Below are 25,984 nucleotides of genomic sequence, written 5' to 3' on the forward strand. Positions count from 1 at the left end.
ATGTCATCCCCCCGAAAGGACAAGCCCGGCCCTCTGTGCCGCGCCTCTCCTGCAACATGCCGTTCCTCCCCGGCATTTGTAGCCTAGCGCGCGAGTAAGATGCTGGTAAAATTACATCTGACACGTTCTCCATATTAAAAATGGTATAGCCATGCCCGCCGCCCGCCAGATGCTGAAGCCCGCGCAACTGCGTCTGTTGCAGGCCATTGCCGAACACGGGCAGGTGCAGCTTGCCGCCGAAATCGTCGGCATGTCGCAACCCGCCGCCTCGCGGATGCTGGCCGAGACGGAGCGACAGTTGGGCGCCTCGCTGTTCCTGCGCCAGCCGCGCGGCATGGTGCCCACCGAATTCGGTCTGGCCGTGCTGCGCCGCGCCAGCGTCATCCTGCGCGAGATGGCCGGCATGGTCGTCGATCTGGAAAACCTGCGCGAAGGTCTGGGCGGGTCGGTCCGCGTCGGTTCGGTCACGGGGCCGGCGGTCAACTACCTGGTCTCCGCCATCCGCGAGGTCAAGGAAGTTGCCCCCAACGCCGAAATCACCGTGGACGTGATGCCCTCGCGCGATCTGATGACCCAGCTTGTTGCCGGCGAGATGGATTTCGTGCTGGCCCGCATCCTGCCCGAATTCGACAGCACCGATTTCAGCATCCATCCGATGCGCGACGAAAAGGTTGCCTTCCTTGTCCGGCAGGGGCATCCGCTGATGCGCGCGCCCATCGTCACCCTGACCGAGCTTCTGGGCTATGAATGGATCATGCAGCAGCGCGGCGCCCCCATCCGCGAGGCCACGCTGTCGGCCTTTGCCGGGCTTGGCCTGTCGGAACCGCAGAATGTGGTCAACAGCCCGTCAACCCTGCTGACGCTGGCCTATCTGGCGCAGACCGATGCCATCGCGCCCCTGTCGGCCGAGGTGACAGAGCTGCTGATCCGCCCGCCGATCAGCGCGCAGTTCTGCGTGCTGCCCGTGGCGCATGACCTGCGGGTGTCACCCTATTACCTGTTGCACCTGAAGCGGCGGCACCTTTCGGCGCTGGCGCTGCGGCTGCGCGAAGGCGTCATCGCGCAGCTTGCCCGCGATCAGGGCGGCTGATCGCGCCCCGGCTTACTTGTTCTTGTTGTAAACGTCGAAGGCCACGGCGGCCAGCAGCACCAGCCCCTTGATCACCTGCTGATAGTCGATGCCGATCCCCAGGATGGACATGCCGTTGTTCATCACGCCCATGATCAGCGCGCCGACCACCACGCCGACGATCCGCCCGGTGCCGCCCGCCATGGACGCGCCGCCGATGAAGACCGCCGCGATCACGTCCAGCTCAAACCCGACGCCGGCCTTGGGTGTGGCGCTGTTCAGCCGTGCGGTGACGATCATCCCCGCCAGCGCCGCCAGCGCCCCCATGTTGACAAAGCACCAGAACACCAGCCGGTTGGTGCGGATCCCCGACAGCTTGGCCGCCTTTTCATTGCCGCCGGTGGCATAGATCCGGCGCCCCGCCGTCGTGTTCTCGGTGAAGAAGGCGTACAGCACCGTCAGCACCACCAGGATGACCAGCACGTTCGGCAGGCCCCGGAACTGTGCCAGCTTCCAGCCGACAAAGATCAGCGCGGCCGAAACCACCAGATTGCGCGCCCAGAACAGCGCCGGCGGTTCGGGGGCAATGCCGAATTCCACATCGCGTTTCTGCGCCCGCAGGCCCAGCCAGATCAGCACCGCCGCCGCGATCACCACCACCAGAACGGCCGTGCCGTTCAGCCGGTCCATGCCCAGCAGCGCCTGATCCCAGTCGCCGAACAGGTCGGGGACAAAGCCGTTGGACATCGACTGGAACGCCTTGGGGAAGGGGCCGATGTTCTGGCCGCCCAGCAGCCACAGCGTCAGGCCGCGGAATACCAGCATCCCCGCCAGCGTCACGATGAAGGACGGGATGCGCCAGAACGCCACCCAATAACCCTGCGCCGCGCCGATGGCCGCCCCGGCCAGCAGCGTGACCGGGATCACCACCCAGACCGGCAGCCCGGCCTTGACCGTCAGCGCCGCCGCGATGGCCCCGGTAAAGGCCGCGACCGACCCGACCGACAGGTCGATATGCCCCGACACGATCACCAGCAGCATCCCCAGCGCCATGATGATGACATAGCTGTTCTGCAGGAACAGGTTGGTGATGTTCTGCGCCGACAGGAAATCCACGTCGATCATCACCCGCACGATGACGGTGAAGAAGAACACGATGGCGACCAGCGCCACCAGCATCCCGTTTTCGCGCAGGTGCCCGCCCAGATGGGCGCCCAGTCCCTTTTCCGCCATCACGCAGCCTTTCCTGTCGTCCCGAGGATCATTCCCATGATCCGTTCCTGGCTTGCCTCGGCGCGGGTCAGTTCCCCCACCAGGCGGCCCTCATTCATCACATAGATCCGGTCGCACATGCCCAGAAGCTCGGGCATTTCCGACGAGATCATCACCACGCCGCGCCCTTGCGCGACCAGATCGTTCATCAACTGGTAGATCTCGAACTTGGCGCCCACGTCGATGCCGCGGGTGGGTTCGTCCAGGATCAGCACCTGCGGATCGGTGAACAGCCATTTCGACAGCACCACCTTCTGCTGGTTGCCGCCCGACAGGTTCACCACCTTCTGCAACACGCCCGGCGTGCGGATCGCCAGCGCGCGGCGGTAATCCTCGGCCACCTGTGCCTCGCGCCGCTTGTCCAGCACGCCGCGCAGCGCCACGCCGGCCAGGTTGGCCAGGCTGATGTTGCGCAGGATGGGTTCTTCCAGGATCAGGCCCAGAACCTTGCGGTCCTCGGTCACATAGGACAGGCCCGCCGCGATGGCCTTCTGCACGGTCGAGACATCGACCGGCTGCCCGTTCATCCGCACCGTGCCCGTCTGGCCGCGTCCGTAGCTGCGGCCGAACAGGCTCATCGCCAGTTCGGTGCGCCCCGCGCCCATCAGCCCGGCGATGCCGACGATCTCGCCCCGCCGCACGGTCAGCGCGGCGTCGTGGATCACCTGCCGCTCACGCTGCTCGGGGTGCCAGACCGACCAGCCCTCCACCTCCATCAGCACCGCGCCGACATTCGGCACCCGTTCGGGATAGCGGTGCGCCATGTCGCGGCCCACCATGTCGCGGATGATGCGGTCCTCGGAAATCTCGTCGCGGTCCATGGTTGAAACTGACCGCCCGTCGCGCAGCACCGTGATGCGGTCGGCCACGCGGGAAATCTCGTTCAGCTTGTGGCTGATGATGATCTGCGTCACCCCTTGCGCCTTCAGCTCCAGCATCAGGTCCAGCAGCTTTTCGCTGTCATTTTCCTGCAGGGCCGCTGTCGGCTCGTCCAGGATCAGCAGGCGCACGTCCTTGGCCAGCGCCTTGGCGATCTCGATCAACTGCTGCTTGCCCACGCCCAGCTTGCCGACCGGGGTGGCTGGCGGTTCGTTCAGCCCCACCTTGGCCAGCCAGCCCTCGGTCTTCTGGAACGCCTCGGGCCAGTTGATCACGCCGCGCCGCGCCACCTCGTTGCCCAGAAACAGGTTCTCGGCAATCGACAGCAGCGGCACCAGCGCCAGTTCCTGATGGATGATGATGATGCCCTTCGCCTCGCTGTCGCGGATACCGCGCAGGGCAAGCGTCTCGCCGTCATAGACGATCTCGCCTTCATAGCTGCCCTGCGGGTAAACGCCGGACAGGATTTTCATCAGCGTTGACTTGCCGGCGCCATTCTCGCCGCAGATGGCGTGAATCTCGCCCGCCTCGACCGAAAGGTTCACATGGTCCAGCGCGCGCACACCGGGAAAGGCCTTGCCGATCCCGCGCATTTCCAGAAGAGCCGTCATCCTTCCCCCCCACAAGGAAGCAGGCCCGCCCCGGAGATCCGGGGCGGGCCAAACCGCAACAAACGCTTATTTCAACTGGTCGGCGGTGTAGTAGCCGGACTCGACCAGCACCTTCTCGATGTCGCCGACGCCCAGCGACATCGGTTCCAGCAGGTAGGACGGCACGACCTTGACGCCGTTGTCATAGGTGGTGGTGTCGTTGATCTCGGGCTCGCTGCCCTTCAATACCGCATCGACCATCTTCACGGTCACGGCGGCCAGCGCGCGGGTGTCCTTGAACACGGTCGAATACTGCTCACCCGCCATCATCGACTTGACGCTGGGAACCTCGGCGTCCTGGCCGGTGACGCAGGGCATCTTCAGATCGCCCGAGCCATAGCCCACGCCCTTGACCGACGACAGGATGCCGATCGACAGCCCGTCATAGGGCGACAGCGCGCCGTTCAGCACCTTGTCGCCATAGTTGGCCGACAGAAGGTTATCCATGCGCGACTGCGCCACCGCGCCATCCCAGCGCAGCGTGCCCACGACATCCATCCCCATCTGCCCCGAAGGCACGGCGATCTCGCCCGCGTCGATCATCGGTTGCAGCACCGACATCGCGCCGTTGTAGAAGAAGAAGGCGTTGTTGTCGTCGGGGCTGCCGCCGAACAGTTCCACATTGAACGGCTTCTGGTCGGGGAAGCGTTCCTTCAGGCACTGCACCAGGCTGTTGGCCTGCAGCACGCCGACCTTGAAGTTGTCGAAGGTGGCGTAATAGTCCACCGCGCCGCTTTCGCGGATCAGCCGGTCATAGGCGATGACCTTGATCCCCGCCGCCTGCGCGTTTTCCAGCGCGTTCGACAGGGTGGTGCCGTCGATGGCGGCAATCACCAGAACATCGACGCCCTTGGTGATCATGTTCTCGATCTGCGCCAACTGGTTCGGAATGTCGTCTTCGGCGTATTGCAGATCGGTGTCGTAGCCGGCGGCCTTGAACTGCTCGACCATCGAATTGCCGTCCGAAATCCAGCGCGACGACGATTTCGTCGGCATCGCGATGCCGACCGTGGGCTTGTCCTGTGCCATGGCCGGCACGGTGGCGATGGTGGCGCTGGTGACCAGTGCGCTGGCCAGGGCCAGGGCGGCCCGTCTTGAGAGCTTCATGCTTTCCTCCCTAAAAAGCAGTTCTGCAATTCTTTCATTCAGCACGACGCCAAGGCGTCATCCTGTCGCACAATGACTCTTGCGGGCAAAACCCATTACCGTCAAATTTGGATTCCCGAGTTACGCATACCGAAAATGGTATGATGCCGGCATGGAATGACTGCCGGCGGCCCCGTGGCCTGCGGTCAGGGCATCAGGAAATGGCCGTTGCCTTGCGCAAACAGGCGGGCGGGATCGTCCTGCCAGGCCTCGACCTGCACGCTGGCATAGCGCCGGCCCGAGCGGTTGATGCGGGCGCGGGCGAAGGAATCCTTCGGCTGGCCCGCACGCAGATAATCGACCGTCAGATCAATGGTCTTGGGCAGCGCCGAAACCTGCACGCCTTCGCCAAGCCCGGCCCAGACCAGCCCGACAATCGCCGTCACCTCAAGAAAGGCCGCCGTCACCCCGCCATGCAGCGCCGGGATCACCGGATTGCCGATCAGATGCGGGGTAAAGGGCAGCACGGCGGTCAGTTCGTCGCCCGACCGTTCGAACCGCATCCCGAGGAATTGCAGATAGGGAATCCCCCCGGTCAGCCCGCGCAGGGTTTCCTCGCGTGCATCTGTCATCGGGGCCGGTCCACCGTAAAGGCGCCGTGACCCATGGCCACCGGGCGCGTTTCATCGTCATCCGTCGCCACCACGCTGACAAAGGCGACCGAGCGCGTCACATGATGGCAATGCGCGCGGGCGCGGATGGTCTGGCCGGGCGTGGCCGGGCGCATGTAGTCGATCCGCAGGTCCAGCGTCGCGGTCGAGGCGGGGCCCGCCGGATGCGACATGACCGCCGCCCCGGACGCGGTATCCATCACCGCGCTGACCGCGCCGCCATGGATCACCCCCGAGGCCGGATCGCCGATCAGCCGTGGGTCATAGGGCATGGCGATCACCGCCCGCCCGTCCCCGATCTCCTCCAGCCGCAGCCCCAGCGCCGCCGCATGGGGCAGGGCTTCGATGAACTGGCGGGCGATGCGTGTGATTTCCGTCATGCCGCCATGAAACCCAGCCCTCCGCGAAGTGCAAGCCCGCGCACGGCAACCGTTGCGTCACGCCTGCCGTTGGCCCTAGGCTGTATGCAGGAGGATCACCATGACCGACGCGACACGTCTCAGCTTCAAGGAAATGTGCGCGAAGTTCGACGTTACTCCCCGCACCTTGCGTTATTACGAGTATATCGAGCTTCTGTTCCCCGAAAAGGAGGGCCGCTCCCGCTTCTACGGCCCCCGCGAAATTGCCCGCATGAAACTGATCCTGCGCGGCCGCCGCTTCGGTTTTTCGCTGGAGGAAATCCGCCAGTGGCTGCTGATCTACGGCAAGAAGGGCGAACGCCCGCAGCTTGAGGCCTGGCTGCAACTGGCCGACCGGCAACTGGGCGAACTGGATCGCCAGCGCGCCGAACTGGACACCACCATCGCCGATCTCAAGGCGCTGCGGGCCACCGCGGTGGACGAGATGGATCGCCTGCCGAAGGGCGGGGCAGGGGCCTGACGCGCCCCGCCCCGGCTGACCGAACGTCAGCGTCCGGCGTGACGTGACGTTACGCTGACGTTAACGTCAACCGCCCTGTTAGACAGTCTCGACGGCGCCCATCCTGTTTGGGAGATGCGCCTTTGCCAGCGAGATTGAGATGACCGCCCGCACCGACGATCACATGACGATCCGCCAGATGTGTGACGCCTTCGAAGTCACGCCGCGGACCCTGCGTTTCTATGAGGCGAAAGAGCTGATTTCGCCGCTGCGCGAAGGGGCCCGGCGGCTTTACACCCGCCGCGACCGCGCCCGGCTCAAGCTGATCCTGCGCGGCAAGCGCTTCGGCTTCAGCCTGGAAGACATTCGCCAGACGCTGGACCTGTATGACCGGCAGGGCACCAACCTGCCGCAGATGGAGCATACCTTCGCCCTGGCCTGTGAACGGCTGGCCATCATGGAGGCGCAGCGCGCCGAACTGGACGAGGCGATTGCCGAACTGAAAACCGAACTTGCGGCCGGCGCCACGCTGATTGCCGAAGTGAAACGCGGTGGCACCGCCGCCGCCTGACGCCGCTGCCACCAGGACTTTGAGGGAGAGAGAGACAATGCCCGGTTATACCGCCCCCGTGAAGGACATGCAGTTCCTGCTGCACGACGTGCTAAAGGTTACCGATTCGGGGATTCCCGGCTATGCCGACCTTGATGAAGGCTTCACCGCCGCCGTTCTGGAAGAGGCGGGCAAGGTGGCATCCGACCTGCTGGCCCCGCTGAACGCCGTGGGCGACCAGCAGGGCTGCGTGCTGGAAAACGGCGTGGTGCGCACGCCGGACGGGTTCCGCGCGGCCTTCGCCTCGATGCGCGAAGGCGGCTGGACGGCGCTGGACGGCCCCGAGGAATTCGGGGGTCAGGGCCTGCCCTACATCATGAACACCGCCGTCAACGAAGGCTTCGTGTCGGCCAACATGGCGTTCAACATGTATCAGGGCCTGACCCACGGCGCCTGTTCGGCCATTCTGGTGCATGGCAGCGCCGAACAGAAGGCCACCTATGCGCCGAAGCTGATCTCGTGCGAATGGACCGGCACGATGAACCTGACCGAGCCGCATTGCGGCACCGACCTTGGCCTGATGCGCACCCGCGCCGAGCCGCAGGCCGATGGCAGCTACCGCATCACCGGGCAGAAGATCTTCATCTCCGCCGGCGAACATGACCTGGCCGAGAACATCATCCACCTGGTGCTGGCCAAGGCCCCGGGCGGCGGCGAAGGCACCAAGGGCATCTCGCTCTTCATCGTGCCCAAGTTCCTGGTGAACGCCGACGGCAGCCTTGGCGCCCGCAATGCGCTGCGCGCCGAGCGGCTGGAACACAAGATGGGCATCAACGGCAGCGCCACCTGCGTGATGGGCTTCGAAGGCGCCACCGGCTATCTTCTGGGCGACCTGCACAAGGGGATGCGGGCGATGTTCACCATGATGAACGAAGCCCGCCTCGGCGTCGGCCTGCAAGGCTATGCCGTGGCCGAAAGCGCCTATCAGGCCGCCGTCGCCTATGCCCGCGAACGCCTGCAGGGCCGCGCGGTGACCGGCACCAAGAACCCCGACGGCCCGGCCGACCCGCTGATCGTGCACCCCGACATCCGCCGCAGCCTGATGGACCAGAAGAGCTTTGTCGAAGGCGCCCGCGCCCTGACCTACTGGGGCGCCAGCCTGATCGACCGCGCCCACCGGCTGAACGATGCCGATGCCGACGGCCTGATCGGCCTGCTGACCCCGGTCATCAAGGGCTTCCAGACCGACAAGGGCTTTGACGCTGCGGTGCAGGCCCAGCAGGTGTTCGGTGGCCATGGCTACATCGAGGATACCGGCGTCTCGCAATTCGTCCGCGATGCCCGCATCGCCATGATCTACGAAGGCGCCAACGGCGTGCAGGCGCTGGATCTGGTCGGCCGCAAGCTGGCCACCGATGGCGGCAAGCATGTCATGGCCTTCTTCGACCTGATCAAGGCCGAGGTGAAGGCGCATGACGGCGACGAGCGGATGAAGCCCTTCGCGGAAGCGCTGAAAACCGCCTCCAAGCAGATGCAGCAGGCGGCGATGTTCTTCATGCAGAACGGCATGAAGAACCCCGACGCGGCGCTGGCGGGTTCGACCGACTTCCTCCACCTTGCCGGCCATGTCTGCATGGGCCTGATGTGGACGCGGATGGCCAAGGCCGCCTTCACCGCGCTGGACGAAGGCCGCGGCGACGCCGACTTCCTGAACGCCAAGGTGACAACGGGCCGCTACTACATGGCCCGCCAGATGCCCGCCTGCGGGATGCACCTTGCCCGCATCGAAAGCGGCGCCGATCCGGTGATGGCCTTGCCGGCCGAGGCGTTCTAACCTGCGGGGGGCAAGGCCCTTGCCAAAGGGACTTTGCCCCCAGCCCGACCGGAGGTTCCCAGATGCCCAAGCGTTTCCGCCTGACCCGCCGCTTCCCCGTCGCCATGACCGAGGACGGCTATCGCCGGCTGAAACGCTTTGCCGCCGAGGCCGGGCTGGACGAGGGCGAGGCGCTGTCCTTCCTGTTCGAACATTTCGACAGCGTGACCGATCAGGACACCCTCGCCCACCGGCTGCGCCTGTTCAACTCGGAGCTGGAGGCGCGCAAGGGCTAGGGCAGGGCGGGCGGACCCGGCGGATGCCTCCGGCGGGGGTATTTGGACTAAGATGAAGATGGGTCCACCCCGTTCCGACTGTCCGTCCTGGCTATACGGGGCTTCGGAACGGGGCTTCACCTCGGGCGGTCATCGGCTCCCCAGCCTGTACCGCCGGTCAAGACTACGAGGCACTGGTTAACAAACCGTTGCTTCATCTTGGCCCAAATACCCCGCGGGGGTCCGGGGGCGCGAAGCCCCCGGTCCGCCGCCGCCACAGGGAGGATAGGATGACAGCGCAGCTCTGGTGCTTTGGTGAAAGCGGCAACGCGGCGAAGGTGGCGCAGATGCTGACGCTGACCGGCACCGCCTGGCAGCCGGTCTTTGTCAACTTCTTCGCCGGCGAGGCACGCAGCCCCGCCTTCCGCGCGATCAACCCGATGGGCGAGGTGCCGGTGCTGCGGCTGGACGGCCGCACGCTGACGCAATCGGCGGTGATGCTGCGCCACCTGGCCCGCAAGACCGGCCAGTTCGGCTGGGCCAGCGAAGAGGAAGAGGACGAGATCCTGCGCTGGCTGTTCTGGGACAATCACAAGTTCTCGGCCCAGATCGGCACCACCCGCTTCCTGATGAACTTTCTGCCGCCCGAAAAGCGCCCCGAACAGGCGATCGCCTTCCAGCAGGGCCGGCTCAAGGCCGCCTATGCCGTGCTGGAGGACCATCTTGCCAGCCGCGACTGGGTGGCGAACGGCCGCCCCAGCATCGCGGATCTGTCTCTGGCTTCCTATCTTTACTACCCCGAACCTTTCGGTTTCGTCCGGGCCGACTGGCCGCGGATCGACGCCTGGATGAGCCGCCTTTCCGCCCTGCCGGGCTGGAAACACCCCTATGACCTGATGCCGCGGGCCTTTCCGCCCGCCACCGCCTGAGGAGATGACCATGACCGAAGCTTTCATCTATGACGCCGTCCGCACCCCGCGCGGCAAGGGCCGCCCCGATGGCTCGTTGCACGAGGTCACCTCGGTGGCGCTGTCCGCGGGCCTGCTGAACGCGGTCAAGGACCGCAACGGCCTGACCGGCCATGCGGTGGAAGACGTGATCTGGGGCAATGTCACCCAGGTCGGCGAACAGGGCGGCTGCCTGGCCCGCAGCGCGGTGCTGCTGTCGGATCTGGACGAATCCATTCCCGGCCTTGCGATCAACCGCTTCTGCGCCAGCGGGATGGAGGCGGTGAACATCGCCGCCAACCAGGTGAAGGGCGGCGCCGGCCGGGCCTATATTGCCGGCGGGGTCGAGATGATGGGCCGGGTTGCCATGGGCAGCGACGGCGCGGCCATCGCCGTGGACCCGACGCTGGCGATGAAAACCTATTTCGTTCCGCAGGGTATTTCGGCCGACATCATCGCCACCGAATACGGCTTCACCCGCGAACAGGCCGATGCGCTGGCCGTGGAATCGCAGCGCCGCGCCGCGGCCGCCTGGAAGGACGGGCGCTTTTCCCGCTCGGTCGTGCCGGTCAAGGACCGCAACGGCCTGACCATCCTTGACCGCGACGAATACATGCGCCCCGACACCACGCTCGAGGCGCTGGGGGCCCTTAAGGCCAGCTTCAAGGACATGGGCGAGGTGATGCCCGGCTTCGACAAGCTGGCGATGATGAAATACCCGCATCTGGAGCGGATCGAGCATATCCACCATGCCGGCAATTCCAGCGGCATCGTGGACGGGGCCGCCGCCGTGCTGATCGGCAATGCCGAATTCGGCCGCGACCACGGCCTTAAGCCGCGCGCCCGCATCCGCGCCACGGCCAAGATCGGCACCGATCCGACGATCATGCTGACCGGCCCGGTTCCGGTGACCGAAAAGATCCTGCGCGACAGCGGCATGTCCATCAAGGACATCGACCTGTTCGAGGTGAACGAGGCGTTCGCCAGTGTCGTGCTGCGCTTCATGCAGGCCTTCGACGTGGACCCGGCGCTGGTCAACCCCAATGGCGGCTCCATCGCCATGGGCCACCCGCTGGGCGCGACCGGCGCCATCATCATCGGCACCCTGCTGGATGAGCTGGAGCGCACCGGCAAGGGCACCGGCCTTGCCACGCTCTGCATCGCCTCGGGCATGGGCGCGGCCACCATCATCGAGAGGGTGTGATGCCCAAGCTGAACCCCGAAGACGCCCCGCTGCGCACCGGCTCGATCTACCCCGAGCCCTATGCGGCGATGGTGCGAGGGCGGTCCTCGCGCCGGCTGGGCGATCTGGCCGGGCTGACGCAGTTCGGCGCCAATCTGGTTCGGCTGGACCCGGGGGCGGTGGCCTCGCTGCGCCACTGGCACCTGAACGAGGATGAATTCGCCGTGGTCCTGACCGGCATGCTGGTGCTGGTCGAGGACGAGGGCGACATCCCGATGGGACCGGGCGAATTTGCCGGCTGGAAGGCGGGGGTGGTCAATGGCCACCGTTTCGAGAACCGCTCGGACGCGCCGGCCACCTTCCTGATCGTCGGCACCAAGGCCCCGCGTGAGGTGGCGACCTATTCCGATGTCGATTTCCGCATCGAGATGGAGCCCGGCCAGCCGCCGCGCTTTACCTATCGCGACGGCAGCGATTGGGCGGGGCCGCGCTGATGCCAAAGGTGACGCTGCCCGCGTTTGAAACCGACGACAGCCCCCATGCCATTATGGGCAGCGGGCTTGGCCCCTATCGCTATCAGCTCATCTCCGATCCCGGCGGGCTGACCCAGTTCGGCGCCTTCATCGAGGAACTGGCCCCCGGTTCGGCCTCGGGTTTCCGCCACTGGCACGAGACCGAGGACGAAATGGTGCTGATCCTTTCGGGCGAGGCGGTGCTGGTCGAGGACAGCGAAACCACTCTGCGCCCCGGTGATGCCGCCTGCTGGCCCGCGGGAAACCCGGTCGGCCACCGGCTTGAAAACCGTTCGGACGCCCCTGTCCGCTATCTCGTCATCGGCACCCGCAATGTCTCGGATGTCATCCATTACAGCGATCACGACCTGATCACCCACAAAGAGGGCAAGGCCCGCCGCTACTTGCATCGCGACGGCACGCCCTACCCGCAAGGAGGAAAGAAATGACCGATTTCACCATGCAGACCGGCCCCGATGGCGTGGCCGTCATCACCTGGGACGTTCCGGCCAAGTCGATGAACGTCATGTCCACCGCGGGCTTTGCCCTGCTGTCGGATCTGGTCGATCAGGCGCTGGCGGACCCGTCGGTCAAGGGCATCGTCATCACCAGCGGCAAGAAGGATTTTGCCGGCGGGATGGACCTGAACGTCATCGCCCAGATGCGGGCCGGCGGCGCGCAGGCGATCTTTGACGGCGTGATGACCATGCACAAGGTTCTGCGCAAGATCGAACTGGCCGGCATGGACCCCAAGACCAAAAAGGGCGGCAAGCCGATTGCCGCCGCCCTGCCGGGCACCGCACTGGGCATCGGCTTGGAACTGCCGCTGTCCACCCACCGCATCTTTGCCGCCGAAAATCCCAAGGCCAAGATCGGCCTGCCCGAAATCATGGTCGGCATCTTCCCGGGCGCCGGCGGCACCACCCGCCTGGCCCGCAAGATGGGCGCCATGATGGCCGCGCCCTTCCTGCTGGAAGGCAAGCTGTCGGACCCCAAGGCCGCCAAATCCGCCGGCCTGATCGACGAGGTTGTTCCGGCCGACGAACTGCTTGCCCGCGCGAAGGACTGGGTGCTGAACGCCAAGGACGCCGATCTGGTCAAGCCCTGGGATGACAAGGGCTACAAGATGCCGGGCGGCGCGCCCTATCACCCCGCCGGCTTCATGACCTTTGTCGGCGCCAATGCCATGGTCATGGGCAAGACGATGGGCGTCTATCCCGCCGCCCGCGCCCTGCTGGCCGCCGTCTACGAAGGCGCGCTGGTGCCCTTCGACGCCGCCCTGCGGATCGAGGCGCGGCACTTCACCAGCGTTCTGATGAACCCCTCCTCCAGCGCGATGATCCGCTCGCTGTTCATCAACAAGGAGGCGCTTGAGAAAGGCGCGAACCGGCCCAGGGTCGCCGATCAGGCGGTGAAGAAGGTTGGCATCATCGGCGCCGGCATGATGGGCGCCGGCATCGCCTATGTCAGCGCCAATGCCGGGATCGAGGTGGTGCTGATCGACAACAGCCAAGAGGCCGCCGACCGCGGCCGCGCCCATTCCGAAGGCCTGCTCGACAAGGGCATGAAGCGCGGCAAGGTCACGCCCGAGAAGAAGGCCGAGGTTCTGGGCCGCATCACCGCCACCACCGATTACGCCGCCCTTGCCGGGGCTGACCTGATCGTGGAAGCGGTGTTCGAAGACGTGGGCGTCAAGGCCGAGGTCACGAAGAAGGTGCTGGCCGCCACCGGCCCCGACACCATCTTCGCCACCAACACCTCGACCCTGCCGATCACCCAACTGGCCAAGGCATCGGACAAGCCGGCGCAGTTCATCGGCATCCACTTCTTCAGCCCGGTGGACAAGATGAACCTTGTCGAAATCATCAAGGGCCGCGAAACCGGCGAGGTGGCCGTTGCCAAGGCGCTGGATTTCGTGCGCCAGATCCGCAAGACGCCCATTGTGGTGAACGACGCGCGCTTCTTCTACGCCAACCGCTGCATCATCCCCTATATCAACGAAGGCATCCGCATGGTCGCCGAAGGGGTCGAGCCGGTTCTGGTGGAAAACGCGGCCAAGCTGGTTGGTATGCCGCTGGGGCCGCTGCAACTGGTGGACGAAACCTCGATCGACCTTGGCGTCAAGATCGCCAAGGCGACCAAGGCCGCCATGGGCGCCGATTATCCCGATGGCGCGGTCGATGACGTGCTGTTCTGGATGGCCGATCAGGGCCGCCTTGGCCGCAAGTCGAACGCGGGCTTCTACGCCTATTCCGACAAGGGCGAACGCCTTGCCCTGTGGGAAGGGCTTGAGGCCAAGTATCCGCAGGACAAGATGCAGCCCAGCCTGACCGATGTGCAGCACCGCCTGCTGTTCGCGCAGGTGCTGGAAGCGGTCCGCGCGCTGGAGGAAGGCGTGCTGACCGACATCCGTGAAGGCGATGTCGGCGCCATCCTTGGCTGGGGCTTCGCGCCCTGGTCCGGCGGCCCGTTCTCGTGGCTGGACATCATCGGCGCCGCCCGCGCGGTGGAAATCTGCCGCGGCCTGACCGCCCAGTTCGGCCCGCGCTTCCACGCGCCGGCCCTGCTGCGCGAAATGGCCGAGAAGGGCGAAACCTTCTACGGCCGCTTCGGCGGCGAAAAGCGCGCGGCATGATCCCGCCTTCCGCAGGCGCACCCCGCCGCGCCTGCGGAAACCGCTACACCTTCGGCCCCGCCTCTGCTTTCCTGCACCACAGGAAACGGGGGCGGGGTCCGGCGTGGCGAAACTGATCATCTTCGATTGCGACGGCGTGCTGATCGACAGCGAGATCATCTCGGCGCGCATGTTGGTTCAGGCTTTGGCCGCGCTTGGCGTGCAGATCGACCTGCCCTATGTCGCCCGGCATTTTCTGGGCCGCAGCTACCCCACGGTGATGGCCACCATCCGGCGCGATTTCGGTCTCGACCTGCCGCCCGCCTTTGAAGACGATTACCGCGCCCGCCTGCTGGCCGCCTTTGAACGTGACCTTCGGATCATGCCGCATGTGCAGGACGTGCTGGCCCGGCTGGCCCTGCCGCATTGCGTGGCCACCTCGTCCAGCCCGGGCCGGGCCGAATTTTCGCTGCGTCTGGTGGGGCTTGGTAGCCTGACCGGACTGCGCCTCTTCACCGCCTCGATGGTCCCGCAGGGCAAGCCCGCGCCCGATCTGTTCCTGCACGCCGCCCGCAGTTGCGGCGCCGATCCCGCCGACTGTCTGGTGATCGAAGACAGCCTGACCGGCATCCGGGCCGGGCTTGCCGCCGGGATGCAGGTCTGGCGCTTTACCGGCGGCAGCCATCTGCGCGACAGCCTGCCCGATGAACCCGAAGATGCCCGCCCACACCGGCGGTTTGATTCCTTTGCAGATTTCTTCCAGATTGACCCCAGCATGACCGGACCCGCATGAGCACCCGCCCCGACCCCGAACCCAGCCTGCAGGACGAAGCCGCCCGGGCGGGCTGGCTGTATTATGTCGGCGGGCTGACGCAGGACCAGATCGCGCAGGATCTGGGGGTCAGCCGGCAGCGGGCGCAGCGCCTGGTCAGCCGCGCCATGGCGGAAGGGCTGATCCATGTCCGGCTGAATCACCGCATCGGCGCCTGCGTCGATCTGGAAAAGGCGCTGACCGCGCGCTTCGGCCTGACCCGCTGCCGCGTTGCCCCCGACCTTGGGCCCGGCAGCGATGGCGTGCGCGCCATTGCCCCCGCCGCCGCCGCCGAATTCGAACGCTTCCTGCGCATGTCCGATCCGTTGGTGCTGGCGCTCGGCACCGGGCGGGCGCTGCGCGGCATGGTGGATGCGGTGTCCGATGGCATCGCCGCCGAACATCACCGCCTAGTCTCGCTGATCGGCAACATCGCCCCCGATGGCTCGGCTTCGTTCTTCGATGTGGTGATGCGGCTGGCCGACAAGGTGCGCGCCCCGCATTACCCGATGCCCGTTCCGGTGATCTCGTCCACGCCGGAAGAGAACGCCGCCTTCCACGCCCTGCCGCCCATTCGCCGCGTGGTCGATCTGGCGCGGCAGGCCGATGTGATCTTTGTCGGCATCGGCCAGATGTCCGATGATGCGCCGCTGCTGAAAGACGGCTTCGTCACCCGTGAGGAACTGGACGCGATGCAGGCCGCCGGGGCCGTGGGCGAGGTGGCGGGCTGGGTGTTCCGCCGCGACGGCCGCTATCTTGAGGTTGGCACCAACCGCCGCACCGGCGGGGTTCGGGTCGAACCGGGGCTGGACCGCCCCGCCATCGGCATTGCCGCCGGGGCGACCAAGGTTCCCGCCATCGCCGGGGCGCTGACCGCGCGCATCGTCAACGGGCTGGTGACCGACGAACCCACCGCCCGCGCGGTTCTGGCGCTGGCGGGCTGACGGCGCGGCCCTGCGTTCGCGGACTGCCGGAAAAAAGATCAGCATTTGAAGGGCGCTGCCCGGATTCCTCACGAAGTGTGAAAAATCCGCTTGACGATTCGGTCCTATGGCGAGCAATTTCCCACTAAGCGATCAATTGCTCAATCGCTGCTGAGGGAGGAAACCATGACTGTTTCGCTGCGCGCGCTTCTGGGCGCGACGGCATTGCTTGCGCTGTCCGGCGCCGCGATGGCCGAAACCACCATCACCGTTGCCACCGTGAACAACGGCGACATGATCCGTATGCAGGGTCTGATGGACGACTTCTATGCCAAGAACCCCGACATCAAGGTTCAGTGGGTGACGCTGGAAGAAAACGCCCTGCGCCAGAACGTCACCACCGACATCGCCACCGGCGGCGGTCAGTATGACGTGATGACCATCGGCACCTATGAGGTTCCGATCTGGGGCAAGCAGGGCTGGCTGGTGTCGCTGAACGACCTTCCCGCCGAATATGACATTGATGACATCCTGCCCGCCATCCGTGGCGGCCTGACCGTGGACGGCAACCTTCTGGCCGCGCCCTTCTACGGCGAAAGCTCGATGGTCATGTACCGGACCGACCTGATGGAAGCCGCCGGCCTGACCATGCCGGAAGCCCCGACCTGGGCCGACATCGAAAAGGCCGCGGCCGCGATGACCGACAAGGCCAAGGAACAGTATGGCATCTGCCTGCGCGGCAAGCCCGGCTGGGGCGAGAACATGGCCTTCCTGACCGCCATGTCCAACAGCTTCGGCGCGCGCTGGTTCGATGAAAAATGGGTGCCCCAGTTCGATCAGCCGGAATGGAAGGCGACGCTCGACACCTACATGAACCTGATGACGAACTACGGCCCGCCCGGCGCCAGCGCCAACGGCTTCAACGAAAACCTGACGCTGTTCCAGCAAGGCAAATGCGGCATGTGGATCGACGCCACCGTCGCCGCGTCCTTCGTGACCGACCCCAAGACCTCGACCGTGGCCGACAAGGTGGGCTTCGCCCTTGCCCCCGACAACGGCCTGGGCAAGCGCGGCAACTGGCTCTGGGCCTGGTCGCTGGCGATCCCGTCCTCCAGCCAGAAGCAGGATGCCGCCAAGGCCTTCATCAACTGGGCCACGAACAAGGACTATCTGGCGCTGGTCGCGTCCAAGGAAGGCTGGGCCAACGTCCCCCCGGGCACCCGCAGCTCGCTTTATGCGAACCCGGAATACGCCAAGGTGCCCTTCGCCAAGATGACGATCGACTCGATCAACGCGGCTGACCCGACCGCGCCGACCGTCAAGCCGGTGCCCTATGTCGGCGTGCAGTTCGTCGCCATCCCCGAATTCCAGGGCCTTGGCACCAATGTCGGCCAGGAATTCTCGGCCGCGCTTGCCGGGCAGAAATCGGTGGATGATGCCCTTGCCGCCGCGCAGAAACTGGTCACCGACGAAATGACCGCTGCGGGTTACATCCAGTAACCCCTCCCCGGCGGGGCCGCTCACCACTCCCGTGCGCGGCCCCGCCACCCTTGCCCGATCTCCGCCGTCCTGTCCGTTGCTGCCGGAGTTTCCGTCATGTCCACAAAATCCTCACGCCTTGCCGCAAGGCTGATGCTGTCGCCCAGCGTCGTGCTGCTGCTGATCTGGATGATCGTGCCGCTGGTGCTGACGCTGTGGTTTTCATTCCGGCGCTACAACCTGATGTATCCCGACCGCCAGGGCTTCAACGATTTCGGCAATTACACCCGCTTCGTGATGTCCTCCGATTTCGGTCTGGCGGTCCTGAACACGCTGATCCTGGTCGGCGCGGTTCTGGTGATCACCGTCGTCCTTGGCATCCTGATCGCCCTTCTGATCGAGCGGCCGATGTGGGGGCAGGGCGTGGTGCGCATCCTTGTCATCTCGCCCTTCTTCATCATGCCGCCCGTCGCGGCGCTGATCTGGAAGAACATGTTCTTCAATCCCACCAACGGGCTTTTCGGCGAAGCGGCCAAGTATCTGGGGCTGCCCCCCTTTGACTTTCTGGGTCAGGCGCCGCTGGCCTCGATCATCCTGATCGTGTCCTGGCAATGGCTGCCCTTCGCCACGCTGATCCTGCTGACCGCCCTGCAATCCCTGTCGGGAGAAGAGCTTGAGGCGGCCGAGATGGATGGCGCCCCCCCGGTGTCGCGGTTCTTCTACATCATCCTGCCGCATCTGGCCCGGTCGATCACCGTGGTCGTGCTGATCCAGACCATCTTCCTGCTGGGGGTGTTCGGGGAAATCCTGGTCACCACGCAAGGCGGGCCCGGCAGCGCCTCGACCACGCTGCCCTATCTGATCTTCAAGGAAATCTCGCTCGACAAGGACGTGGGCACCGCCGCGGCCGGGGGCGTGGTCGCCGTCATCCTGGCCAATATCGTCGCCATCTTCCTGATGCGCGCGGTCGGCAAGAACCTCGACGCCTGACGGAAAGGATACCCCATGTCCCGTGCCATCACCCCGCAAGCCAAGGCGATCAACACCGGCCTGGCCTGGTCTGTCGCCCTGCTGATTGCCTTTCCCATCCTGTGGACCGTGCTCACCTCGTTCAAGCCCGAACCGCAGGCCGTCGCCTCGCCGCCCATCTTCCTGGGCTTCGACTGGACGATCCAGAACTACATCGACGTGCAGGACCAGCGCGCCTATTTCCGCTACTTCGTCAATTCGGTGGTGATCTCGATCGGCTCCACCCTGCTGGGGCTGATCATCGCCATTCCCGCCGCCTGGTCGATGGCCTTCGTCCCCGGCGCGCGGACCAAGGATCTGCTGATGTGGATGCTGTCCACCAAGATGATGCCCGCCGTGGGCGTTCTGGTGCCGATCTACCTGATCTTCATCCGGCTTGGCCTTCTGGATACCCGCATCGGCCTGACCGTGGTGCTGATGCTGATCAACCTGCCGATCATCATCTGGATGCTCTACACCTACTTCAAGGAAATTCCCGCCGACATTCTGGAAGCCGCCCGCATGGACGGTGCCGGCCTGCGCGAGGAAATCCTTTATGTGCTGACGCCGATGGCCGTGCCCGGCATCGCCTCGACCGTGCTGCTGAACATCATCCTCGCCTGGAACGAAAGTTTCTGGACGATCAACCTGACCACAGTAAACGCCGCCCCGCTGACAGCCTTCATCGCCGGCTTCTCCAGCCCGCAGGGCCTGTTCTACGCCAAGCTCTCGGCGGCATCGACCATGGCCATCGCACCGATCCTGATCATGGGGTGGTTCAGCCAGAAACAACTTGTGCGCGGCCTGACCTTTGGCGCGGTGAAGTGAGGGTAAAATGGGACAGATCACGCTGAAAGCCGTCCGCAAATCCTTTGGCGAGGTGCATGTCATCCCCGGGGTGGACCTTGAAATCGCCGATGGAGAGTTCGTCGTATTCGTGGGCCCCTCGGGCTGCGGCAAGTCCACGCTGTTGCGGCTGATCGCCGGGCTGGAAGACACCTCCGCCGGCCAGATCATGATCGACGGCAAGGACGCCACCGCCCTGCCGCCCGCCAGGCGCGGCCTGGCCATGGTGTTCCAAAGCTACGCGCTTTACCCGCATATGACGGTGCGCAAGAACATCGCCTTCCCGCTCAAGATGGCGGGTCTGAGCGAGGCTGAACAGGCCAAAAAGGTGGATGCCGCCGCCGCCGTCCTGAACCTGACGGCCTATCTTGACCGCCGCCCCGGCCAGTTGTCGGGCGGCCAGCGCCAGCGCGTTGCCATCGGCCGCGCCATCGTGCGCGAACCTTCGGCCTTCCTGTTCGACGAACCGCTGTCGAACCTTGATGCCGCGCTGCGCGTGACCATGCGGCAGGAAATCAGCGAACTGCACCAGACGCTGAAGACCACCATGATCTACGTCACCCACGACCAGGTGGAAGCCATGACCATGGCCGACAAGATCGTGGTGCTGAACGCCGGCCGCATCGAACAGGTCGGCAGCCCGCTGGACCTGTATCGCGCGCCCGACAACCTGTTCGTTGCGGGTTTCATCGGCAGCCCCAAGATGAACTTCATCGAAGGCGCCGAAGCGGCCCGGCACAAGGCCCATACCATCGGCATCCGCCCCGAACATATCGGCGTCGGGTCCGGCAACTGGGAAGGCACGGTGCTTCTGTCCGAACATCTGGGATCGGACAGTTTCATCAAGGTTGATGTCGATGGCATCGGCATCATCAACGTGCGCGCCGGGGGCGAGCTGGGCATCCACCACGGCAACCGCATCCGGCTGGCGCCGGACGCCGACAAGATCCATCGCTTCGATCAGGCCGGAAAGGCAATCAGATGAGATTGGCAGGAAAGGCGGCGCTGATCACCGGCGCCGCGCGGGGCATCGGTCTGGAATTCGCCCGCGCCTATCTGGCCGAAGGCGCAACGGTGACGCTGGCCGACATCAACATCGACGCCGCCCGGCAGGCCGCGCAGGCGCTGGGGCCGCAGGCCCATGCCGTGGCGCTGGACGTGACGCGGCAGGAGTCGATCGACACCGCCTTTGCCGAGGCGATCGCCCGCATGGGAAAGCTGGACATCCTGGTCAACAACGCCGCGCTGTTCTCTGCCGCCCCCATTGCGGAAATCACCCGCGCCGACCATGACCGGCTGTTCGCCGTCAACGTCTCGGGCACGCTGTTCTGTCTTCAGGCCGCCGTGCGCCACATGATCGACAGGGGGCAGGGCGGCACGATCATCAACATGGCGTCGCAGGCGGGCCGTCGCGGGGAATCGCTGGTGGCCGTCTATTGTGCCACCAAGGCCGCCGTCATCAGCCTGACCCAGTCTGCCGGGCTGAACCTGATCGCCCATGGCATCAACGTGAACGCCATCGCCCCCGGCGTGGTGGACGGCGAACACTGGGACGGGGTGGATGCCTTCTTTGCGAAATATGAAGGCAAGGCCCCCGGCCAGAAGAAGCGCGAGGTCGGCGCCGCCGTTCCCTTCGGCCGCATGGGCACCGCCGCGGACCTGACCGGAATGGCGATCTTCCTTGCCACCGATGAAGCGAAATACATCGTCGCCCAGTGCTTCGGCGTGGACGGCGGCAACTGGATGGCCTGACAGATGTATGCACGACTGCCACACTATGATCGTACGTCCCTGACACCCGGAATCGTCCATATCGGGCTGGGCAATTTCCACCGCGCGCATATGGCCGTCTATCTGGACGACCTCTTCGCCCTTGGGCTGGGGCATGACTGGGCCATCCTGGGGGCAGGGGTGCGCGCCCCCGATGCCGCCATGCGCAAGGCATTGAAAGATCAGGATTGTCTTTCGACGGTGATCGAGCTTGATCCCTCGGGCAAGACCGCTCGCCGCATCGGTGCGATGATCGACTTCCTGCCCGTGCAGAACGACAACGCCGCCCTGATCGCCGCGATGAGCCGCCCCGAAATCCGCATCGTCAGCCTGACCGTCACCGAAGGCGGCTATTTCATAAATCCCGCCACCGGCACCTTCGACCCCGCCGATCCCGCCATTGTGGCCGATGCGCCGAACCCCCACCGCACCGCTTTCGGCGCCATCGTGGCGGCGCTAAAGGCCCGTCGTGCAATGGAAATCCCGCCCTTCACCGTGATGTCCTGCGACAACCTCCCCGGCAACGGCCATGTTACCCGTGCCGCCGTCTGCGGCCTGGCCCGCCTGTCTGACCCGGCGCTGGCTGACTGGATCGAGGCCAACGTCGCCTTCCCGAACGGCATGGTGGACCGCATCACCCCCGCCACCGGCCCGCGCGAACGCGCGCTGGCGGCGCAGTTCGGGCTGGCCGATGACCCGGTGCCCGTCACCTGCGAACCGTTCCGGCAATGGGTCGTGGAAGACCACTTCCCGCAGGGCCGGCCGCCCTTGGAAAAGGTGGGTGTCACCTTCACCCCGCATGTCCACGCCTTCGAGATGATGAAGATCCGCATCCTGAACGGCGGCCATGCCACCATCGCCTATCCCGGCGGGCTGATGGACATTGAATATGTGCATGAAGCCATGGCGAATCCGCTGATCCGGGGTTTTCTTGACCGCGTCGAACGCGAAGAGATCATCCCCTATGTTCCGCCGGTGCCGGAGACCGACATTTCCGCCTATTACGGCCTGATCGTGCAGCGGTTTTCCAACCCCGAGGTGGCCGATACCGAACGCCGGCTCTGCCTTGACGGCTCGAACCGGCAGCCCAAGTTCATTGTTCCGTCGATCCGCGACGCGCTGGCCGCCGGCGGGTCTGTCGCCGGGCTGGCGCTGGTTTCGGCGCTGTGGTGCCGCTACTGTTACGGCGAAACCGACAGCGGCGCCCCGATCGCGCCGAACGATCCGAACTGGGATGCCTTGCAGGCGCTTGCCCGGCAGGCCAAGGCTGACCCGATGGTCTGGCTGTCACAGCGCACGATCTATGGCGATCTGGCCGACGATCCCCGCTTCGCCCATGCCTTCACCGATGCCCTGACCCGGCTTTGGCGCGACGGCACGGCACGGGTTCTGTCCGCCTACATCGCGGGCTGATCGTCAGGGGTCGAACCTGTACCCGAAGCGACCGATGTCCGCGGCACAGATGCCCGCGATCATGTCGGCGTCGGCCGCGCTGAAATAGGGGCGCCAGTCGCGGTTGCGCTGGCTTGTATTGACGCGTGTCAGTGGCAGGCGAAACCCCAGATGCGCCCACAGCGGCTCGGCATCGGTGTCAAACTGCTCCAACCGGATGAAAAGGCTTGGCTTCTCGGTCCCATCCTGCCGTTTCAGATAGGCCGCATAAGGCCAGAAGCGAAGCGTGCCCTGCGTCTGCGGGTGGTTCAGAAAGCTGCTGAAGTCCAGACGTTTCGCCAGCCCGACCGCTGGATGGGCAAAGTTCTGCACCCTGAGCCAGTGGTAGTAGGAAACCATCCGGTCCCAGGGGTTGCGGACCAGTGTAAAGGTCAGGAACTGTTCGATCTCGTCCGGGGAAACCAAACCGATCACATCGGACAGCGCGCTGTGTTTCCACACGCGGCCAGCCGTTTTCACCCCTTTCCACCGGCTTGCCCGCTGCCGGGCCTTGGGGGTGTCGCCGATCAGGATGTCATCTTTCGCCGCCCGCCCTTCCAGCGCCAAGGCCAAGGCGGTGCCGCCTGTCTTGGGGATATGCACGAAGATGAAGCGGCGCTGGCGCGAGATGATCATGGCGTCAACAGGTTGGGCGGGGGGCGGCCCTCGGCCATGGCGATGAGGTTGTCCAGTGCCATGAGTCCCATCGCCTCGCGCACCTCAAGGCAGGCGGTGCCCAGATGCGGCAGCAGCGTGACGTTTTCCAGCAGCTTCAGCGCCTCGGGTACCTGCGGTTCGAATTCATAGACATCCAGCCCGGCCCCGGCGATCCGCCCTGCCTTCAGCGTGGCGATCAGCGCGGTTTCGTTCACCACGTCACCGCGGCTGATGTTCACAAGGATACCGGACTTCTTCATGTATCCCAGGGCATTGGCGTCAATCAGGTGATGTGTCGCCGCCCCGCCCGGTACCGCCACCACCACAAAATCCGCGGCCATCGCGCTGGCGAAATCCACCTGCCGCGCCGGCAGGCCGGGGTCGGCGACGGCGGATCGGTTGTGGAACACCACCTCCATCCCGAAGCCGTAATGGCAGCGCCGCGCAATCGCCTTGCCGATGCGTCCGAAGCCGATGATCCCGACGGTCTTGCCGCTGACATGGGTGCCCAGCATCTGCACCGGCCCCCAGCCGTGCCACTTGCCGGCCCGCAGCATCCGCTCGCCTTCGCCCAGTCGTCGCGCCGTCATCAGGATCAGCGCCAGCGCAATGTCGGCGGTGGCATCCGTCACAGCGCCGGGCGTGTTGGACACCGCCACCCCCGCCGCATGGGCCGCCGCCACGTCGATGTGGTTGAACCCCACGCCGAAATTCGCCAGAAGCCGCGTTCGCGGCCGGCCCGCGCGGGCAAAGACCTCGGCCGAAAAACGGTCGCCCAGGGTTGGCAGGACCAGATCGAAATCGCGCAGCGCCTCGTGCAGTTCGTCGGCGGACAGCACATCGGTCCGGTCGCGCAGCACCAGATCGAAGCGGGCGGCGGCAGCCTCGATCACGCGGTCGGGCAGGCGGCGGGTGATCAGGAGGCGCATCAGAACATCCTTCCGCCCAGGGGCACCTCATGGCCGGGGGTCAGTAGCACGACCTCGCCCGCCTCATCCGGCAGGCCAAGCACCAGCACCTCGGATTTCACCGGCCCGATCTGGCGCGGTGGAAAGTTCACCACCGCCAGCACCTGACGGCCGACAAGCCCTTCCAGCGCATAGTGTTTCGTGATCTGGGCCGAGGATCGCTTCACCCCGATCTCTGGCCCGAAATCGACCCAAAGCTTGTAGGCGGGCTTGCGCGCCTCGGGGAAGGCTTCGGCCTGCACGATGCGGCCGACGCGGATGTCGACCTTGGCGAAATCGTCGTAGGTGATCATTTCCCCAGCTCCCGCCCGCGGTCGGCGGCGGCCTTGACCGCGCGGGTCAGCAGTGCCGGAAAGCCGCTGTCCGGGTTCATCAGCACCTTCAGCCCCTCGGCCGTGGTGCCGCCGGGCGAGGTGACGTTGATCCGCAACTGCGCGGCGCTTTCCGGTGACCGATAGGCCAGTTCTCCCGCGCCGCAGACGGTGGCCCGCGCCAGTTGCATGGCCACCTCTTCCGACAGACCCTGCGCCACGCCGGCCTGCGCCATGGCTTCGATCAGGTGGAACACATAGGCCGGCCCGCCCCCCGAAAGCGCCGTCACCGCGTCGATCTGGTGTTCGCCGTCCAGAGTGACCACCTGACCCACGGCCTCCATCAGTGCCTGCCCCAGTGCCAACCCGGCCGCGCCCGCTGAGGCATTGGCGCAGATGCCGCTGATGCCGCGCCCCACCATGGCGGGGGTGTTGGGCATGGCCCGGACCAGCGGTGTCCGGTTGCCGAGAACCTCTTCGAAAGCGGCGATGGTGGTGCCCGCCGCGATGGAGAGGAACAGCGTGCGGCCGTTGCCAAGCGCCTGCAGCGCCGGCAGGGCGGCCCCCATCATCTGCGGCTTCACCGCCAGAACCGCAACGCCGGGCGCCTGCGGCACCCCTTCATTCAGATGCACACCCGTGGACTGCAGCCAGTCGGACGGGTTGGGTTCGATCACCCAGAAGCTGCTTGCCGGCAGACCGGCCTTCAGCCAGCCCGCCAGAAGCGCGCTGCCCATCTTGCCGCATCCCAGCAGCACAAGCCCTTCGCGGGCCACGATTTCCAAGCTCATGAGAACACCCCCGGTTTCGGGGGCAAAGGTTAGGCGCGGCCGTAGGCTTCGGCAATGGCGACTTGCATCGCCTGCGCCGGGGTCTTGTCACCCCACAGTGCCAGTTGGAACGCCGGGTAGAACCGTTCCGACGCCATGACCGCGCTGGAGATCAGCCGGTCAATCTGTTCCGGCCCGGCGATCTGCCCGCCCGCCAGGCACAGGCCATAGCGCCAGACCATCAGCTTCTGTTCGGCCCACCAGGTGAAGGCGCCGGTCCAGACCATGTCGTTGCAGCGGTTCAGCACATCATAAAGCTGGGGCATCCGGGCTTCCGGCGGCTCCATCTCGAAGGTGCAGATCAGCCGCAGCGTTTCGTCCTGCGCGCTCCAGGCCAGTGTCAGCGAATAGGTGCGCCACTGGCCTTCGACCGCCATGGCGATCTGGTCATCCGTCACACGGTCGAATTCCCAGGCGTGGTGTTCGGCCAGCGTTTCCACGATGTCGATCGGGTGCAGGTCATCCGTCAGCAGGAAATCTTCGGCAAGCGACATGGACCTGGGCCTCATCATAAGGCTTCTCACAGGCCACGACCCACAAGAAGCTGGGTGTCAGGCAAGGATCAGCGTAA

The 25,984-nt window shown here is 65.6% G+C and carries 28 protein-coding genes; 18 read left to right on the forward strand and 10 right to left on the reverse strand.

Features of this window, described 5'->3' with window-relative positions; all coding sequences use genetic code 11:
* Positions 1–151: 151 nt before the first annotated feature.
* The gene (locus tag C5F44_RS04520; RefSeq protein WP_228156828.1) at positions 152–1,090 is read left to right on the forward strand and encodes a LysR family transcriptional regulator; all 939 of its coding nucleotides are present in this window, start codon (positions 152–154) and stop codon (positions 1,088–1,090) included.
* 12 nt (positions 1,091–1,102) lie between these two features.
* Here the strand turns inward: C5F44_RS04520 and mmsB are convergent, their stop codons facing one another.
* From mmsB to C5F44_RS04545, 5 genes are all read right to left on the reverse strand, one after another.
* On the reverse strand, positions 1,103–2,302 hold the full coding sequence (gene mmsB / locus C5F44_RS04525) for a multiple monosaccharide ABC transporter permease (RefSeq protein WP_107672315.1): 1,200 nt from the start codon (positions 2,300–2,302) through the stop codon (positions 1,103–1,105).
* Entirely contained in the window at positions 2,302–3,831 is a 1,530-nt protein-coding gene (gene mmsA / locus C5F44_RS04530; protein WP_107672316.1) for a multiple monosaccharide ABC transporter ATP-binding protein, read from the reverse strand. The genes mmsB and mmsA overlap by 1 nt, the downstream gene beginning before the upstream one ends.
* Positions 3,832–3,897: 66 nt before the next feature.
* Positions 3,898–4,977: a multiple monosaccharide ABC transporter substrate-binding protein gene (chvE, locus tag C5F44_RS04535; protein WP_107672317.1), complete on the reverse strand. Its 1,080-nt coding sequence runs from the start codon at positions 4,975–4,977 to the stop codon at positions 3,898–3,900.
* Positions 4,978–5,162: 185 nt separating this feature from the next.
* The gene (locus C5F44_RS04540) at positions 5,163–5,588 is read right to left on the reverse strand and encodes a PaaI family thioesterase (RefSeq protein WP_107672318.1); all 426 of its coding nucleotides are present in this window, start codon (positions 5,586–5,588) and stop codon (positions 5,163–5,165) included.
* Positions 5,585–6,007 carry a PaaI family thioesterase gene (locus tag C5F44_RS04545; protein ID WP_107672319.1) on the reverse strand — a complete coding sequence of 141 codons (423 nt, stop codon included), beginning with the start codon at positions 6,005–6,007 and terminating at the stop codon, positions 5,585–5,587. The genes C5F44_RS04540 and C5F44_RS04545 overlap by 4 nt, the downstream gene beginning before the upstream one ends.
* A 100-nt stretch (positions 6,008–6,107) precedes the next feature.
* On the opposite strand from C5F44_RS04545, the gene C5F44_RS04550 reads away from it, so the two are divergent.
* The 17 genes from C5F44_RS04550 to C5F44_RS04630 all read left to right on the forward strand — a co-directional run bounded on the left by C5F44_RS04550 (position 6,108) and on the right by C5F44_RS04630 (position 22,629).
* The gene (locus C5F44_RS04550) at positions 6,108–6,506 is read left to right on the forward strand and encodes a MerR family transcriptional regulator (RefSeq protein WP_107672320.1); all 399 of its coding nucleotides are present in this window, start codon (positions 6,108–6,110) and stop codon (positions 6,504–6,506) included.
* Between the two features lie 139 nt (positions 6,507–6,645).
* Positions 6,646–7,056: a MerR family transcriptional regulator gene (locus C5F44_RS04555; RefSeq protein WP_107672321.1), complete on the forward strand. Its 411-nt coding sequence runs from the start codon at positions 6,646–6,648 to the stop codon at positions 7,054–7,056.
* Positions 7,057–7,093: 37 nt separating this feature from the next.
* Positions 7,094–8,869 (forward strand): acyl-CoA dehydrogenase C-terminal domain-containing protein, encoded by a 1,776-nt coding sequence (locus C5F44_RS04560; RefSeq protein WP_107672322.1) that lies wholly within the window; start codon positions 7,094–7,096, stop codon positions 8,867–8,869.
* Between the two features lie 62 nt (positions 8,870–8,931).
* The gene (locus tag C5F44_RS04565) at positions 8,932–9,144 is read left to right on the forward strand and encodes a hypothetical protein (protein ID WP_107672323.1); all 213 of its coding nucleotides are present in this window, start codon (positions 8,932–8,934) and stop codon (positions 9,142–9,144) included.
* Positions 9,145–9,413: 269 nt separating this feature from the next.
* A complete protein-coding gene (locus C5F44_RS04570; RefSeq protein WP_107672324.1) occupies positions 9,414–10,052 on the forward strand; it encodes a glutathione S-transferase family protein in 639 nt (212 codons plus the stop codon).
* Positions 10,053–10,062: 10 nt separating this feature from the next.
* A complete protein-coding gene (locus tag C5F44_RS04575; protein ID WP_107672444.1) occupies positions 10,063–11,274 on the forward strand; it encodes an acetyl-CoA C-acetyltransferase in 1,212 nt (403 codons plus the stop codon).
* A complete protein-coding gene (locus C5F44_RS04580; RefSeq protein ID WP_107672325.1) occupies positions 11,274–11,747 on the forward strand; it encodes a cupin domain-containing protein in 474 nt (157 codons plus the stop codon). Before C5F44_RS04575 ends, C5F44_RS04580 begins: the two co-directional genes overlap by 1 nt.
* Positions 11,747–12,214 (forward strand): cupin domain-containing protein, encoded by a 468-nt coding sequence (locus C5F44_RS04585; RefSeq protein ID WP_219908661.1) that lies wholly within the window; start codon positions 11,747–11,749, stop codon positions 12,212–12,214. The genes C5F44_RS04580 and C5F44_RS04585 overlap by 1 nt, the downstream gene beginning before the upstream one ends.
* Positions 12,211–14,400 (forward strand): 3-hydroxyacyl-CoA dehydrogenase NAD-binding domain-containing protein, encoded by a 2,190-nt coding sequence (locus C5F44_RS04590; protein WP_107672326.1) that lies wholly within the window; start codon positions 12,211–12,213, stop codon positions 14,398–14,400. Before C5F44_RS04585 ends, C5F44_RS04590 begins: the two co-directional genes overlap by 4 nt.
* Positions 14,401–14,503: 103 nt before the next feature.
* The gene (locus C5F44_RS04595; protein ID WP_107672327.1) at positions 14,504–15,172 is read left to right on the forward strand and encodes an HAD family hydrolase; all 669 of its coding nucleotides are present in this window, start codon (positions 14,504–14,506) and stop codon (positions 15,170–15,172) included.
* Positions 15,169–16,134, forward strand: a complete 966-nt coding sequence (locus C5F44_RS04600) for a sugar-binding transcriptional regulator (RefSeq protein WP_107672328.1) — start codon at positions 15,169–15,171, stop codon at positions 16,132–16,134. Before C5F44_RS04595 ends, C5F44_RS04600 begins: the two co-directional genes overlap by 4 nt.
* 165 nt (positions 16,135–16,299) lie before the next feature.
* Positions 16,300–17,613, forward strand: coding sequence for an ABC transporter substrate-binding protein (locus C5F44_RS04605; protein WP_107672329.1), 1,314 nt, complete (start codon positions 16,300–16,302; stop codon positions 17,611–17,613).
* 96 nt (positions 17,614–17,709) lie between these two features.
* Positions 17,710–18,582 (forward strand): carbohydrate ABC transporter permease, encoded by an 873-nt coding sequence (locus C5F44_RS04610; protein ID WP_107672330.1) that lies wholly within the window; start codon positions 17,710–17,712, stop codon positions 18,580–18,582.
* Between the two features lie 15 nt (positions 18,583–18,597).
* Positions 18,598–19,428 (forward strand): carbohydrate ABC transporter permease, encoded by an 831-nt coding sequence (locus C5F44_RS04615; protein WP_107672331.1) that lies wholly within the window; start codon positions 18,598–18,600, stop codon positions 19,426–19,428.
* A 7-nt stretch (positions 19,429–19,435) separates the two neighbouring features.
* Positions 19,436–20,431, forward strand: a complete 996-nt coding sequence (locus tag C5F44_RS04620) for an ABC transporter ATP-binding protein (protein ID WP_107672332.1) — start codon at positions 19,436–19,438, stop codon at positions 20,429–20,431.
* Positions 20,428–21,198, forward strand: coding sequence for an L-iditol 2-dehydrogenase (locus C5F44_RS04625; protein ID WP_107672333.1), 771 nt, complete (start codon positions 20,428–20,430; stop codon positions 21,196–21,198). The genes C5F44_RS04620 and C5F44_RS04625 overlap by 4 nt, the downstream gene beginning before the upstream one ends.
* A gap of 3 nt (positions 21,199–21,201) precedes the next feature.
* Positions 21,202–22,629: a mannitol dehydrogenase family protein gene (locus C5F44_RS04630; RefSeq protein ID WP_107672334.1), complete on the forward strand. Its 1,428-nt coding sequence runs from the start codon at positions 21,202–21,204 to the stop codon at positions 22,627–22,629.
* A 3-nt stretch (positions 22,630–22,632) separates the two neighbouring features.
* On the opposite strand, the gene C5F44_RS04635 is transcribed toward C5F44_RS04630, so the two are convergent.
* The 5 genes from C5F44_RS04635 to C5F44_RS04655 are packed head-to-tail and all read right to left on the reverse strand — an operon-like array spanning position 22,633 to position 25,907.
* Positions 22,633–23,283 carry a sulfotransferase family 2 domain-containing protein gene (locus tag C5F44_RS04635; protein ID WP_107672335.1) on the reverse strand — a complete coding sequence of 217 codons (651 nt, stop codon included), beginning with the start codon at positions 23,281–23,283 and terminating at the stop codon, positions 22,633–22,635.
* On the reverse strand, positions 23,280–24,233 hold the full coding sequence (locus C5F44_RS04640) for a 2-hydroxyacid dehydrogenase (RefSeq protein ID WP_107672336.1): 954 nt from the start codon (positions 24,231–24,233) through the stop codon (positions 23,280–23,282). The genes C5F44_RS04635 and C5F44_RS04640 overlap by 4 nt, the downstream gene beginning before the upstream one ends.
* Positions 24,233–24,565 (reverse strand): tRNA-binding protein, encoded by a 333-nt coding sequence (locus C5F44_RS04645; RefSeq protein ID WP_107672337.1) that lies wholly within the window; start codon positions 24,563–24,565, stop codon positions 24,233–24,235. Before C5F44_RS04645 ends, C5F44_RS04640 begins: the two co-directional genes overlap by 1 nt.
* Positions 24,562–25,374: a pyrroline-5-carboxylate reductase gene (proC, locus tag C5F44_RS04650; RefSeq protein ID WP_107672338.1), complete on the reverse strand. Its 813-nt coding sequence runs from the start codon at positions 25,372–25,374 to the stop codon at positions 24,562–24,564. Before proC ends, C5F44_RS04645 begins: the two co-directional genes overlap by 4 nt.
* Before the next feature lie 29 nt (positions 25,375–25,403).
* Positions 25,404–25,907 (reverse strand): type III secretion system chaperone family protein, encoded by a 504-nt coding sequence (locus tag C5F44_RS04655; RefSeq protein WP_107672339.1) that lies wholly within the window; start codon positions 25,905–25,907, stop codon positions 25,404–25,406.
* Between the last annotated feature and the right edge of the window lie 77 nt (positions 25,908–25,984).

The sequence above is a fragment of the Fuscovulum blasticum DSM 2131 genome, assembly GCF_003034965.1.
Lineage (GTDB): Bacteria > Pseudomonadota > Alphaproteobacteria > Rhodobacterales > Rhodobacteraceae > Pseudogemmobacter > Pseudogemmobacter blasticus.